The sequence below is a fragment of the Caulobacter sp. RHG1 genome (assembly GCF_013181195.1).
Classification (GTDB): Bacteria; Pseudomonadota; Alphaproteobacteria; order Caulobacterales; family Caulobacteraceae; genus Caulobacter.
On the sequence record NZ_SMZP01000001.1, the window covers coordinates 36,295 to 50,028 of the forward strand.

The following is a 13,734-nucleotide window of genomic DNA, read 5'->3' on the forward strand; positions in this document are numbered from 1 at the left end:
CTTTTCAGTCGGCGCATGGCGGCCTAAATCGGTAGCCATGCGCCAGACCTTCGACGAATCCACCGACCCGTCCTTCGGGCCCAAGCACGTTCCGCTGATCCGCGCCGCCATGGCCGCGCAGGGGCTGGACGGCTTCCTCGTACCGCACGAGGACGAGCACCAGAACGAATATCTGCCCGCCGCCAACGACCGCCTGGCCTGGGCCAGCGGCTTCACCGGCTCGGCCGGCGCGGGCGTGATCCTGAAGGACCGCGCCGCCGTATTCGTCGACGGCCGCTACACCCTGCAGGTCCGCGAGCAGGTCGACCAGGGCGTGTTCGAGATCCGCGACCTCGTCGAAGGCGGCGTGCCGGCCTACCTCGAGACCGCCGAGCGCGGCGCCGTCATCGGCTACGACGCCCGCCTGCACAGCCCCGCCGCTCTGGAGGGCCTGAAGGCCGCCGCCGCCCGCGCGGGCGCGGTGCTCAAGCCCGTCGCCGCCAATCCCGTGGACGAGGCCTGGGGCGAAGCCCGTCCCGCCCAGCCCATGGCCCCGGTCGTGCCGCACTTCGTCGAATATGCCGGCGAGGAGTCCAGCTCAAAGCGCGCCCGCGTCGGTGACGTGGTCTCGGCCCTGGGGGCCGACGCCACGGTGATCACCGCCCCGTCGTCGATCGCCTGGCTGTTCAACGTGCGCGGCGGCGACGTCATCCGCTCGCCCCTGCCGCTGGCCCAGGCCATCCTCAACGCCGACGGCACGGCCCGTCTGTTCGTCGAGCCAGCCAAGGTCTCGGAAGCCCTGCCCGCCTGGCTGGGCAACCAGGTCTCGCTGGAAACGCCGGACAAGCTGGCCGAGGCGCTGGGCGAGCTGTCGGGCAAGGCGGTGTTGGTCGATCCGACCCAGTCCTCGGCCTGGTATTTCGACATGTTGGCCGCGGCCGGCGCCAAGGTCGTGCGGGCCATGGATCCCTGCACCCTGCCGCGCGCCTGCAAGAACGACATCGAGCTGGACGGCACGCGCGAGGCCCATAAGCGCGACGGCGCGGCCCTGACCCGGTTCCTGCACTGGCTGGCCACCGAGGGCCAGGTCAATCCGCCCGACGAGAAGGAAGCCGTCGCCAAGCTGGAGAGCTTCCGCGAGGCGACCGGCGTGCTGAAGGATCTCAGCTTCGACACCATCGGCGCAGCCAATGGCCATGGCGCCCTGCCCCACTATCGCCCGACCGAGCGTTCCAACGAGCGCGCCGCTCTAGGCTCGCTGCTGCTGGTCGACAGCGGCGGTCAGTATCTGGACGGCACTACCGACGTCACCCGCACGGTGGCGATCGGCGAGCCTTCGCCCGAGATGGTCAACCGCAACACCCTGGTGCTGAAGGGCCACCTGGCCATCGCCCGCCTGCGCTTCCCGGCCGGCACCACCGGCTCGGCCATCGACGCCCTGGCGCGGATGGCGCTGTGGGCGCACGGCCTGGACTACGATCACGGCACTGGCCATGGCGTCGGCGTCTATCTGGGCGTTCACGAGGGCCCGCAGCGGATCTCCAAGGCCCCGAACGTCATCGCCCTGCAGCCCGGCATGATCGTCTCGAACGAGCCCGGCTACTACAAGGACGGCGAGTACGGCATCCGCATCGAGAACCTGGAGGTCGTCATGCCGGCCGAGCCGGTGGCCGGCGGCGACCGGCCGATGCACCGGTTCGAGGCGCTGACCCTGGCGCCGATCGATCGGCGGCTGGTGGACAAGGCGCTGCTGACGGCCGAGGAGGTCGCGCAGTTCGACGCCTATCACGCCCGGGTGCTGCAGGAGATCGGGCCGCGGGTCGAGGCTGACGTCCGGGCGTGGCTGGAAGAGGTTTGCGCGGCGCTTTAGGCGTTACTTGCCCCCACCTGACCGCTTCGCGGTCTTCCGCCCCCGATGGGGGCAGACAGATCCGTCTTCCCCCTTCGGGGGAGGAGCGCGAAGCGCGGAGGGGGCAAGTGGTCCGAACTACTTCAAACGCGTCCACTTCTGCGTCTTGCACAGCGGCGCGACGATGCAGCCCTTGAGCTTCAGCTCATTATCGCTGACCAGCTCGATCGTGCCCGAATAGGTGCCGCCGTCCTCGGGGTTGTAGACCTTGCCGCCGGTCCACTTGGTCGGGCCGCCGGTGAAGTCGTACAGCATCTGCAGGTTCTTCAGCGGACGGCCCCGCTGGGCCTCGTCCTTGTTCTTGACGTCCTTGCGGGCCGGGTCGGCCTTGATCGGGGTGGAGGTCACCAGCTTGCCGCACAGGCTGTTGCCGCAGCGGGCGATCTCGACCTGGCCGCCGTTGCTGGGCGTGGCCCACAGGCCGGTGACGTCGGCAGCGAAGGCGGGAACGGCCAGCACGCTCAAGGCGGCGGCGATCATGGCGGTGCGGATCATTCGGTAACTCCCTAGTCGGTCTCACGCATTCGAATGCGCGTTTAAGCCCATTCGTTGCGTCATCCCGCCATCTGGGACAAGGGCCACGGCGAAAACGAGGCCGAGATTCAGAAGACGCGGGCCCGGCGCGGCGGCGTGTATCCGTCAGGCTGGAGCCGCCCCACCGTCATGCCCAGACTGCCGGGCAGGTCCCGGACATGCGAGAGGCTGTTCAGCGACGTCGCCGCCAGCGCCACGCGCCCGCAGGCATAGGCGTCGCCGGCCGCGTCGTGGTGCTTGAAGTCAACGTCCAGATGGCCGCAGACCACGTTCAGCTTGTGCGACGGCAGGTCGGGCCAGACGCCGCGCGCCACCTGCACCGTGCACAGATAGTCGAAGCTGGGCGGCGCCACGCCGTAGTGTTCGCAGGTCCGGCGGATGACGCTGATGTCGAACGAGGCGTTGTGGGCCAGCACCAGCGCCCCCTCCAGCTCGGGCCGCAGGCGCTCCAGCACGTCTGGCCACTCGTCGGCGTCCTCGACATGCTGGGGCGTGATGCCGTGGAAGCCGATGTTGAACCGCGCGAAGCGGTTGCCGGGCGGGCGGATCCAGTGGTGCTCGATCCGCGCCACCTCCCCGTCCTCGATCCAGGCCAGACCGATGGAGCACGGGCTGGACCGCTGCTCGTTGGCGGTCTCGAAATCGAGGGCGATGACCTTCATTTGGCGACCATCTCCAGCCACTCGTCCTCGGTCATGACCTGGATGCCCAGCTCGGTGGCCGTCTTCAGCTTGGAGCCCGCGCCGGGGCCGGCGACGACCAGGTCGGTCTTCTTGGACACCGACGAGGCGACCTTGGCGCCCAGGCCCTCGGCCTGCGCCTTGGCCTCGTCGCGCGTCATCTTCTCCAGCGAACCGGTGAAGACGATGGTCTTGCCGGCCACGGCGGTGTCAGTCTTGGGCTTGGCGACCGGTTGGATATCCAGCTCGGCGACGAGGTTGGCGACCTTCTGGCGATTGTGCTCTTCGGCGAAGAACCGGGCCAGGGACTGAGCGGCCACAGGACCCACGCCATCAACGGCGGCCAGGTGCAGGTAGTCGTCGCCCGGCGCGCCAGAGGCGGCGGCGGCCAAGCCCTCCGCGAAGGCGTCCCAGGTTCCATAGCGTTGGGCTAGCGCTGCGCGGGCTGGCTTGGTCAGCTTCGGGACCGCGTGGCCGATCTTGATCTCCAGGTCCTGCGCTTCCGGCCAGGGATCGGCGATCAGCCCCCCCCTCCCCGCCTCGACCAAGAGGTCCAGGGCCTTGGGCCCCACGCCCTGGGCGGTGGAGAGCTCCAGATAGGTCTCGCCCGGCAGGCCTTTGGCGGCGGCCTCGGCGGCGGCTTGCAGATCCTCGAAGCGGTCGAAGTTGCGGGCCAGCACCGTCGAGGTCGTCTCGCCGATGTCGCGTGCGCCCAGGCCGTAGATCATGCGGTCCAGGCCGATCCTGCGCTTGTCGTTGATGCCCTTGACCAGGTTGGCGATCGAGGTTTCGCCATAGCCGTCGCGCTCGCGCAGGGCCGCCAGCTTTTCCTCGTCCTTGGCCAGCTTGAAGATATCGGCCGGTTCGGTAATCCAGCCCTCGTCGAAGAAGGCCTGCAGCTGCTTCTCGCCCAGGCCCTCGATGTCGAAGGCGCGACGGGACACGAAGTGGCGCAGGTGTTCGACCCGCTGGAACGGACAGGCGAACTCGCCGGTGCAGCGGCGCACGACCGACTCCTGGCCTGAGGCGTTGACCTCGCGCGCCAGGGCCGTCTTCAGCGGGCATTCGCAGACATGGGGGAATTCGTAAGGCGCAGGCGCCGGGTCGGGACGCGCGGCGATATCGACCTCGACGATTTGTGGGATCACGTCGCCGGCACGCTGCAGGACGACAGTGTCGCCGATCCGGACGTCTAGGCGGGCGATCTCGTCGCCGTTGTGCAGGGTGGCGTTGGTCACCGAGACGCCGCCGACGGTGACCGGCTTCAACCGCGCGACCGGCGTGTGGGCGCCAGTCCGGCCGACCTGGATATCGATGGCTTCCAGGAGGGTGCGGGCCCGCTGGGCGGGGAACTTGCGGGCGATGGCCCAACGCGGCGAGCGCGAGACGAAGCCCAGGCGACGCTGCTGTTCCAGATCGTCGACCTTGTAGACCACGCCGTCGATGTCGAAGCCCAGCATCGGACGCAGGGTCTCGAACGCCGCATAGACATCCAACAGCCCCTGCGCGTTCTCGACGCGGCGGGCCGGCGGGGCCGTGGTCACGAAGCCCCATTCGGCCAGCTTTTCCAGCGCGCCCCACTGGCTGTCGGCAAAGGGCTCCGACGCCAGCCCCCAGGCATAGCCGAAGAACCGCAGCGGCCGCTGGGCGCTGACCTTCGGGTCGATCTGACGCAGCGAGCCGGCGGCGAAGTTGCGCGGGTTTGCGTAGGTGCGCTGGCTGGCTTCCTCGGCGGCCTTGTTGAAGGCGGCGAAGGCCTCCAGCTCGACATAGACCTCGCCACGCACCTCGATCACGTCCGGCCAACCCGCCCCCTTCAGGCGCTGGGGGATGTCCTTGATGGTGCGCAGATTGGCAGTGACGTCTTCGCCCACTCGGCCGTCGCCGCGCGTCGCGCCCTGAACCAGCACGCCCTTCTCGTAGCGCAACGAAGCCGACAGGCCGTCGATCTTCGGCTCGGCCGTATAGGCGACGGTGTCTGACGGCGAAAGCCGGAGAAACCGCCGGATGCGGGCGTCGAACTCGGTCGCCTCGTCGTTGGAAAAGGCGTTGTCCAGGCTGAGCATCGGCGCACCGTGCTCGACCGGCGAGAACTGCTCGGCCCGCGCCGCGCCCACGCGCAGCGACGGGGAGTTGTCGCGCACCAGGTGCGGAAACCGGGTCTCGATGTCCAGGTTACGGCGCTTGAGGGCGTCGTACTCGGCGTCGTCGATCGTCGGCGCGTCCTGCTGGTGATAGGCGATGTCGTGCGCCGCCAGGGTATCGGCCAGAAGCTCCAGTTCCTCGACGGCCTGGGATTCGGTGAGGTCGGCGACGGGAAGTTGGGACACAGGGCGAATCCGGGAAGACGGGAAGTCTCCGCACGTTAGCAAATCTGGCGCCCACCTTGCGATATGACGCAGGAAGGAGCCCGCCATGTTCAAGTCCAGCACAGGTCCCGCCGCCCTGCCCATCCTGTCTCGCGACGGGCCGCTGGACGCGCTGCGCTTCCTGGCGGCGCTGTTTATCGTGCTCTACCATGTGGCTGAGCGCGCTCCGGTGTCGCTGTTCACGATCTCGCCGGCCTTCGGGCGCGGCTATCTGGCCACCGATTTCTTCCTGATGCTGTCGGGCTACGTCCTGGCGCGCGCCTATGGCCCGCGCATGCAAGGCGCAGACGTCGGCGCCCTCACCTTCCTGAAACGCCGGGTAATGCGCATCTGGCCGGCGCACCTGGTCATGCTGGCGCTGTTCGTCGCCTTCTTCGTCACGACCAGCGCCATCGGCCTGGCCCCGCAGAACCCGCAGTGGTTCGCCTGGGACCAGCTCCTGCCGCAGATTTTCCTGGTCCAGGCCTGGTTCGTGCCGGGGACATCTGGATGGAACGTGCCGACCTGGACCCTGTCGGCGCTGATCGTCGCCTACGCCCTGTTCCCGATGGTTTGGCGCAAGGTCGCCGCCAGCCAACGCCCGCTGCAGCTGCTGGCCATGGGCGTCTGCGCCTGGGTCGCCATCGACTTCGCCGCGCTGGAGGTATTCGGCGTGCACAGCTACCAGCTGCCGCTGCGCTACGGCCTGATCCGCGGCGTGCCGCTGTTCATGATCGGCCTGCTGATCGCCCGCCTGCCCGTCACGACGCTGGCCCGCCGCCAAGCGGCGCCGCTCGCCGTGGCGACCCTGGCCATCGTGATCGGCATCCAGGCGCTGGGGAACTTCGACCACTTCAGTCTGGCGTTGCTGGGCTTCCTGATCTACGCGGCCGGAGCGTCCAAGCCCAAGGCCTGGCGCTGGGCCGGCGTCGCCGGAAAGCTATCGTTCTCGCTGTTCCTGACCAATTCGCTGACCGCCGCGGTCTGGTTCGGCCTGGCGCGCCTGCTGGAACAGAAGATCGCCCTGCCCGCCGCCGCCAGCTGGATCCTGTGGGCGATGGCCATTCCGGCGGCGATCGTCGCCGCCTGGCTTTTCGAACGCTTCGTCGATGCGCCCCTGCAGCGGTGGATCAAGGCCCGGCAGACCGCCAATCCGGTGGCGATCCGCGCGACGCCGGTCGGCGCCTAGAGCATTTTCCGATCCGAATGGATCAGCAAAATTCTCCAAGTTTTTGATTTCAGAGCCCTTTTTGTCCGACTGATCGTTTCGATCAGATCGGAAAGGGCTCTAGGCCATCAGCGCCCGAGCGGCGGCCCTAGCCGCCTCGGTGACCTCGGCCCCCGATAGCATGCGAGCGATCTCCTCCTCGCGCTCGGCCGGCGAGAGCGGCTCGACACGGGTGCGGATCGCCGCGTCGTCGCCAGACTTGGCGATGCGCCAGTGCGCGTCGCCGCGCGCGGCGACCTGGGCCGAATGGGTGACGACCAGAACCTGGGCGTTAGCGGCCAGCCGCTTCAGGCGCAGACCCACGGCGTCAGCCACAGCCCCGCCGACGCCCTGATCGACCTCGTCGAAGATCATCAGCGGCTGCGGGCCGCCGCCGCGTCCGGCCAGGGCAGCCTTCAGGGCCAGAGCGAAGCGCGCCAGCTCACCGCCCGAGGCGATGGCCTCCATCGGGCCGAACGGGGCGCCGGGATTGGTGGCGATCTCGAAGGCGATGCGGTCCAGCCCCGTCGGGCCGGCGCGATCCTCGGCCACCGGCTCCACGGCGACGCGGAACTTGGCCTTCTCCAGCTTCAAAGGCGCCAGCTCGGCCTCGACGGCGCCGGCCAGGGCGTCGCCGGCCGCGCGGCGTTCGGCCGACAGAGCCTCGGCGGCGTAGAGATAGGTCTCGCGAGCTTCGGCGGCTTCGGTGTCGGCGGCCTTCAAGGCTTCCTCGGAAGTCTCGATGGCCTGCAGGCTGGCCGCGAACTCGGCACGCTTGGCCGGCAGGTCCTCGACCAGCACGTTCAGCTTGCGGGCCATGCCGCGCAGGGCGAACAGGCGCTCCTCGGTCTTCTCGAGGCGATCGGGTTCGAATTCGAAGCTCTCGGCCACCGCGTCGATGGCGGCGCTGGCTTCCTGGGCCTCGACCAGGGCGCGGTCGACGGCGTCGCAGGCGGCCTGCAGCCGGACCATGGCCGCACCGTCACTGGGCGCGCCGGCCTGGATGGCGCGATCGCGGGCCCGCTCCAAGGCGCGATAGGCCTGGGCAAGCTTGCCGGAGAACTCTCCGCCCAGAGCGTCCTGAGCCGAGGCGACGTCGGTGATGACCTTTTCGGCCGAGCTCAGCAGCGCCCGCTCTTCGGCCAGACTCTCCTCCTCGCCCTCGCGGGGGTCGAGGCGGTCCAGCTCCGACAGGCGCAAGGTGAGCTCTTCGGTCTCTGCGGCGGCGCGGCTGGCCAGGTCGCGCAGGCCCTCCGCCTTCTCGCGCGCCGCGCGCCAGGCGCTCCAGGCAGAGGCGACGGCCCCGACGCTGACGCCGCCGAAGGCGTCCAGCAGATTGCGATGGGTCTTGGGGTCCAGCAAGCCGACGGTCTCGTGCTGGCCATGGACCTCCAGCAGCAGCGCGCCCAGATCCTTCAGCACGCCGACGCTGGTGGCCTGGTCGTTGACAAAGGCCCTGGAGCGGCCGTCGGGCGACAGCTGGCGGCGCAGGACAAGATCCTCGTCGCGAGCGTAGGCCAGGCCCTTGTCGTCGAGATAGGCAAAGGCGGGGTGGTCGGCCGGCAGGGCGAACATCGCCGTGGCCGAGGCGTGACCCGCCGCGCCGCGACGGACGAGACCCGCGTCGGCGCGCGCACCGGTCGCCAGGCCCAGGGCGTCGAGAATGATCGACTTGCCCGCCCCGGTTTCGCCGGTGAGCGCGGTCAGGCCCTCGCCGATGGCCAGGTCCAGGCTCTCGATGAGCACGACGTCACGGATGGATAGGCCGATCAGCATGGTTCGCAAGATCGCCGGGAATCAGAGTTTTTCAAAGAGGCTTTGAGAACGGAGCGAGTACAAACTCGCTCCATCGCCAAAACTACATGCCTAGAACGCCCATCAGGCCCTTCTTGGCCTTGCGTTCGCCGGGAGGCGCCAGGGTGGCGTCCTTGTCGCGGGTCAGGACGCGTTCCAGCGCGTTGCGCTTGGCGCCCGCCTTCAGCGGCTCGACGGCCGGGCGCAGGCCCGCGTCGTTCAGCAGCTTGTAGGCGTCGACGTACCAGCGATCACCCGGGAAGTTGTAGCCCAGAACCGCGCCGTTGCGCTTGGCCTCGTCCAGCAGGCCGAGGGTCATGTAGGCCTCGACCAGACGGTAGAGGGCTTCAGGCGTGTGCGAGGTGGTCTGGTGACGGTCCAGCACGGTCTTGAAGCGACCGATCGCAGCCAGGGTGTTGCCACTCTTCAGGTACCAGCGGCCGATGGCCATTTCCTTGCCGGCCAGCTGGTCGTTGACCATGTCGATCTTCAGACGAGCGTCCGTGGCGTATTCGGTGTTCGGATAGCGCTGGACGACGTCACGCAGCGAGGCCAGGGCCTGCTCGGTCGCGGCCTGGTCGCGGTTCACGTCGACGATCTGCTCGAAATAGCAGATGGCCTTCAGATAGTAGGCGTACTGGGCCGACGGATTGCCCGGGTACAGCGAGATGAAGCGATCGGCGTCGCCGATGGCCTCATTGTACTGGTTGCCCTGGTAGTGGGCGTAGCCGGTCATCAGAATCGAGCGGCGCGACCATTCCGAATAGGGGTGCTGGCGCTCGACTTCGCGGAAATAGTCGACGGCCTCGTTCCAGTTGCCGCGGTCCAGGCGATCGGCGCCGGTGGAGTACAGCAGTTCGACGGGGCGCTCTTCATAGGCGAGGGTCGGCTTCTTGGACTTGCCGACGCAGCCGGCCACCGACACGGCGGCGACCATGACGGCGATGGTGACGGCCGAACGTCCCGAGAATTTACGAAGCACCGAGTCTCACCTTCGAAGCAAACGCGCGCCCCTGCGCCGTGGAAGGCTTCTACACCACGCCGTGAAAGGCGCAAATGCGAACGCCGAGCCCCGACTCTCGAACGCTTAGGATCAAACCGCTTCGGCTAGTTCCGACGCGAGGGCGCGAAGGCGCCAGGCGCGCGGTTGCGCCAGAAGCGCCCGAACCACGGCGTTATTGAGGCCGTGACCGGCCAGGACGCCCTCAAACCGGCCCAGGATGGGCTTGCCCAGCACGTAAAGGTCGCCGATGGCGTCCAGCGCCTTGTGGCGCACGAACTCGTCCGGACGACGCAGGCCTTCGGGGTTCAGCACGCGGTCGCCGTCGATGACCACGGCGTTTTCCATCGAGCCGCCGCGGGCCAGACCGATGGCGCGCAGAGCCTCGACGTCGCGGACGAAGCCGAAGGTGCGGCAATCCGAGAGCTCGGCGCGGAACGATTCTTCGTCGATCGCCAGATCCACGATCTGACGGCCGATGGCCTTGGAGCCGAAGGCGATTTCGAAGGCGACTTCGAACCGGTCCGATGGCAGCAGGCTGGCGCGCTTGTCGCCCTCCTCGACCGTGATCGGGGCCAGGATCTCGATGTACTGGCGGACGGCTTCCTGCTTGCGGCGGCCGGCGCGGTCCAGGATCTGGACGAAGGGCTCGGACGAGCCGTCCATGATCGGCACTTCGGGGCCGTCTAGTTCGACGATGCAGTTGTCGATCGACAGGGCCGCCAGGGCCGCCATCAAGTGCTCGATGGTCGAGACGCGAACGTCGTCGCCGTTGCAGATCACGGTGCCCAGTTGGGTCTGGCAGACCGACTCAGGCGTGACGGGGACACGATTGTCACGGTCATGCACATCGGTCCGCACAAAGACGATCCCTGCATCGGGCGCCGACGGGCGCACGGAGACGCGCACGTGCGCACCCGTGTGCAGGCCGATCCCCGCAAAGATCACCGGCCCTGCGACCGTGTGCTGAAAATAACCCGAAGCCGACACAAGAAACCCTTATCGTTCGATGGACGACTCTACGGTCGCCCTTTCGCCCCGACCTAGCACTAGGCGTGATGCTGCGACGCGGCAAAGCAAAGTCTGTTTCGGATTGTTACGCGCTAAGAAGCTGACTTCATTACGCTTTTGTCACGCAAACGTACGCGCGGAAACGGAACGCCGCTCGACGATCCGCGGTCGGGAATCTCTTGCCCGGCTCCCCTAGCGGGAGGGCGGAAGCAGGACTACGCTCCGCCGCCAAAGGGATAACTGTTTCCGGGAAATTCGGTTTCATGATCAAGAGTTTGCGCCTCGCCGCCTCTGTCGTCGTCCTGGCCGCAGCAGCCAGCGCCGCCTCCGCCCAAGCGCCTCAGAAGCCGCCCGAGAAAGCTCATGTCTTCACCGCAAAGGACATGGCCAGCCTGGACCGCCTGAGCGATCCGCGCGTGTCGCCGGACGGCCGCTACGTGCTCTATTCCGTACGCACCCTGGATTATCCGGCCAACCGGGCGACCATGTCGCTGTGGATCGCCGACCTGAAGGCCAGAATGGCGCCGCGACGGCTGGCCATCTCCGACGGCGGCGCCTCCAGCGGCCGCTGGAGCGCCGACGGCAAGAGCATCTACTTCTCATCCAGCCGCGCGAGCGGGACCGAGCAGGTGTTCCGCACCGACGTGATGGGCGAGACCGCCACCCAGGTGACCAACGCCCCGTTCGACGTGCAGGCCTTCCGCGTCGCGCCGGACGGCAAGACGATCGTGGTCGGCCAGGCGGTCTTCCCCGACTGCGCCGACCTCGCCTGCACCGAGGCCCGCCTGGCGGCCAAGACCGCGACCAAGGCCACCGGCGTCGTCTATGACCGCCTGTTCGTGCGCCACTGGGATACGTGGGCCGACGGAACCCAGAACCACCTGTTCGCGTGGACGCTGGGCCCCGACGGCGTGGCGACCGGCCAGCCGATCGACCTGATGAAGGGCTTCGACGGCGATACGCCGACCAAGCCCTATGGCGGCGATGACGACTTCACCATCAGCCCGGACAGCAAGATGCTGACCTTCTCGGCCAAGGTCGCCGGCAAGGACGAGGCCTGGACCACCAACTACGACATGTGGGGCGTCCCGCTGGACGGCTCGGCCAAGCCGACCAACTACACGGGCAAGAACAAGGCCTGGGACACGGCGGCGGTCTATTCGCCGGACGGAAAATTCTCGGCCTTCCGCGCCATGAAGCGTCCCGGCTTCGAAGCCGATCGCTTCGGGATCATGATCTATGACGAGGTCGCCCAGAAGGCTCGCGAACTGGCCCCGACCTGGGATCGTTCGGCCGATTCCATCGCCTGGAGCGCCGACGGCAAGACGATTTACGCCACGGCGCTGGACGTGGGCCAAGGCAAGCTGTTCGCCATCGACGTCCAGACCGGCAAGGTCACCGCCCTGACGGGCGACGGCCATGTCAGCGCCTTCGATGTCTCGCCCGCGGGCGTGGTCTACGCCTCCGACTCGCTGAAGAGCCCATCCGAGCTGTTCCTGCTTGGCAAGAAGGGCCCGCCGGTGAAGATCGCCAGCGTCAGCAACGAGGCCCTGAAGGACGTCGCCTGGGGCGAGCCGGAGCAGTTCAACTTCAAGGGCTGGAATGATGAGACCGTCCACGGCTTCGTGCTGAAGCCGGCCAACTACGACGCCTCGAAGAAGTATCCGGTCGCCTTCCTGATTCACGGCGGCCCGCAGGGCTCGTTCAGCAACAGCTGGTCGTATCGCTGGAACCCGCAGGTCTACGCCAACGCCGGCTACGCCGTGGTGATGGTCGATTTCCACGGCTCGACCGGTTACGGCCAGGCATTCACCGACGCGATCAGCCAGCACTGGGGCGACCGTCCGCTGGAAGACCTGCAGAAGGGCTGGGCCGCGGCTCTGTCCAAGTATGCGTTCCTGGATGGCGACCGTGCTTGCGCGCTCGGCGCGTCCTACGGCGGCTACATGGTCAACTGGATCGCCGGCAACTGGAACCAGCCCTGGAAGTGCCTGGTCAATCACGACGGCGTCTTCGACACGCGCGCCATGGGCTATGCGACCGAGGAGCTGTGGTTCACCGAGTGGGAGAATGGCGGCACGCCGTGGCAGCCGAACACCACCTACGAGACCTTCAATCCGGCGAACCACGTCGACAAGTGGGTCAAGCCGCAGCTGGTGGTGCAGGGCCAGCTGGACTACCGCATCCCGGTCGAACAGGGCTTGGCGACGTTCAGCGCCCTCCAGCGCAAAGGCGTGCCCAGCAAGCTGCTGTACTTCCCCAACGAGAACCACTGGGTGCTGAAGGCCCAGAACTCGGTCCAGTGGCACAAGGAAGTGCTGGATTGGCTGGACCAATGGACGGGGAACAAGCGTCCGGGGAAGTGAACCCTGCCATTCAAAATCCGATCTCCCCGGCGAAAGCCGGGCCCAGATCATAAAGCTATGAAGCGCATGCAGAAACGCCCGCGAACCTCTCCGGATCGCGGGCGCTCTTGCAGCTGGGCCCCGGCTTTCGCCGGGGAAGTCGGATAGAGGGGGCGCTTACAGCTTTCCCGTCGCCACCGCCAACGTCAGCCGGGCCTTCTTCTCCAGTTCGCCCATCACGCGCTGACCGACATAGGCCCGCGCCAGCGCCGCCGGGGCCACCGCCGGGAAAGCCACCACGGGCAGCCCTTTCACCTCGGCGCGCGCCAGTTTCAGCTGATCCTCGACCCGACGTTGGACGTCAGCTTGCGTCCAGTCGGTCGGCAGCAGCGAGCGACCGGCCTGCTTCAGCCGCCACAGACCCGACAGTCCCCAGGCTCGCGCCGCGCCCTTGACCGCGTGCGGGTCCGCGCTCGGATCCAGCCGCCGCGCGGCCAGCACCGCCAGCGCGCCGGCCGTTCCGTCGACATAGGCCATGACCGCCGCTTCGTCCTTCAGCGGCCCTTCGTCCAGATCGGTGAAGCGCGCTTCCGACAGCGCCGCCAGGGCGTTGGGGTCAAACTTGGAGGCGGCCAGGGCCTCGACATTGGGATGTTTGCGCGGCGGCTTGCCGGCGGCGATCTCTTCCATGGCCTCGCGCCACCAGGTCAGGCGAATTTCGCCCATCAGGGCGTTGGAGACGCCCCCCGCCACGCGGGCGAGCTCGTAGTTCAGGCCGAAGAGCGCAATGACGTCGGTCCGCGCAGCCGCGTCGCCGATGAACCGGCTGGCCAGCCAGCGGTCCGGATCGACGCGGCGGACGAGGTCGTCGAGGGTTTCGGTATCGGCCATGGCGCTTCGAAAGACAGAAAGGCCCGCCCCCAGCGG

The 13,734-nt window shown here is 67.9% G+C and carries 10 protein-coding genes; 3 read left to right on the top strand and 7 right to left on the bottom strand.

Annotated features, from left to right (window positions below):
• Nucleotides 1-37: 37 nt before the first annotated feature.
• Nucleotides 38-1,849, top strand: a complete 1,812-nt coding sequence (locus tag E1H18_RS00220; protein WP_172262558.1) for an aminopeptidase P family protein — start codon at nt 38-40, stop codon at nt 1,847-1,849.
• Nucleotides 1,850-1,966: 117 nt separating this feature from the next.
• Here the strand turns inward: E1H18_RS00220 and E1H18_RS00225 are convergent, their stop codons facing one another.
• From E1H18_RS00225 to ligA, 3 genes are all read right to left on the bottom strand, one after another.
• Nucleotides 1,967-2,383 (bottom strand): DUF2147 domain-containing protein, encoded by a 417-nt coding sequence (locus E1H18_RS00225; protein WP_172262560.1) that lies wholly within the window; start codon nt 2,381-2,383, stop codon nt 1,967-1,969.
• 107 nt (nt 2,384-2,490) lie between these two features.
• Nucleotides 2,491-3,105, bottom strand: coding sequence for an exonuclease domain-containing protein (locus tag E1H18_RS00230; protein WP_172262562.1), 615 nt, complete (start codon nt 3,103-3,105; stop codon nt 2,491-2,493).
• Complete coding sequence (gene ligA / locus E1H18_RS00235; protein WP_172262564.1) at nt 3,081-5,432, bottom strand: NAD-dependent DNA ligase LigA; 2,352 nt, start codon at nt 5,430-5,432, stop codon at nt 3,081-3,083. Before ligA ends, E1H18_RS00230 begins: the two co-directional genes overlap by 25 nt.
• 85 nt (nt 5,433-5,517) lie before the next feature.
• Here ligA and E1H18_RS00240 point away from each other — a divergent pair, with 85 nt between their 5' ends.
• Nucleotides 5,518-6,639 (top strand): acyltransferase, encoded by a 1,122-nt coding sequence (locus tag E1H18_RS00240; RefSeq protein WP_172262566.1) that lies wholly within the window; start codon nt 5,518-5,520, stop codon nt 6,637-6,639.
• A gap of 99 nt (nt 6,640-6,738) precedes the next feature.
• On the opposite strand, the gene recN is transcribed toward E1H18_RS00240, so the two are convergent.
• The 3 genes from recN to lpxC form a co-directional block, all read right to left on the bottom strand.
• Nucleotides 6,739-8,433 carry a DNA repair protein RecN gene (gene recN / locus E1H18_RS00245; RefSeq protein WP_172262568.1) on the bottom strand — a complete coding sequence of 565 codons (1,695 nt, stop codon included), beginning with the start codon at nt 8,431-8,433 and terminating at the stop codon, nt 6,739-6,741.
• A gap of 82 nt (nt 8,434-8,515) precedes the next feature.
• Entirely contained in the window at nt 8,516-9,388 is an 873-nt protein-coding gene (locus E1H18_RS00250) for an outer membrane protein assembly factor BamD (RefSeq protein WP_172263836.1), read from the bottom strand.
• A gap of 156 nt (nt 9,389-9,544) precedes the next feature.
• Nucleotides 9,545-10,441, bottom strand: coding sequence for a UDP-3-O-acyl-N-acetylglucosamine deacetylase (gene lpxC, locus E1H18_RS00255; RefSeq protein WP_172262570.1), 897 nt, complete (start codon nt 10,439-10,441; stop codon nt 9,545-9,547).
• A gap of 284 nt (nt 10,442-10,725) precedes the next feature.
• On the opposite strand from lpxC, the gene E1H18_RS00260 reads away from it, so the two are divergent.
• Nucleotides 10,726-12,828: a S9 family peptidase gene (locus E1H18_RS00260; protein WP_172262572.1), complete on the top strand. Its 2,103-nt coding sequence runs from the start codon at nt 10,726-10,728 to the stop codon at nt 12,826-12,828.
• Between the two features lie 156 nt (nt 12,829-12,984).
• On the opposite strand, the gene E1H18_RS00265 is transcribed toward E1H18_RS00260, so the two are convergent.
• Nucleotides 12,985-13,698 (bottom strand): squalene/phytoene synthase family protein, encoded by a 714-nt coding sequence (locus E1H18_RS00265; RefSeq protein WP_172262574.1) that lies wholly within the window; start codon nt 13,696-13,698, stop codon nt 12,985-12,987.
• Nucleotides 13,699-13,734: the final 36 nt, after the last annotated feature.

What these genes read in the sequence shown, in the direction of transcription:
- E1H18_RS00265 (WP_172262574.1), bottom strand. Translation starts at nt 13,698, where the DNA reads ATGGCCGATACCGAAACCCTCGACGACCTCGTCCGCCGCGTCGATCCG.
- E1H18_RS00260 (WP_172262572.1), top strand. Translation starts at nt 10,726, where the DNA reads ATGATCAAGAGTTTGCGCCTCGCCGCCTCTGTCGTCGTCCTGGCCGCA.
- E1H18_RS00250 (WP_172263836.1), bottom strand. Translation starts at nt 9,388, where the DNA reads ATGGTCGCCGCCGTGTCGGTGGCCGGCTGCGTCGGCAAGTCCAAGAAG.
- E1H18_RS00220 (WP_172262558.1), top strand. Translation starts at nt 38, where the DNA reads ATGCGCCAGACCTTCGACGAATCCACCGACCCGTCCTTCGGGCCCAAG.
- E1H18_RS00240 (WP_172262566.1), top strand. Translation starts at nt 5,518, where the DNA reads ATGTTCAAGTCCAGCACAGGTCCCGCCGCCCTGCCCATCCTGTCTCGC.
- E1H18_RS00225 (WP_172262560.1), bottom strand. Translation starts at nt 2,383, where the DNA reads ATGATCCGCACCGCCATGATCGCCGCCGCCTTGAGCGTGCTGGCCGTT.
- recN (WP_172262568.1), bottom strand. Translation starts at nt 8,433, where the DNA reads ATGCTGATCGGCCTATCCATCCGTGACGTCGTGCTCATCGAGAGCCTG.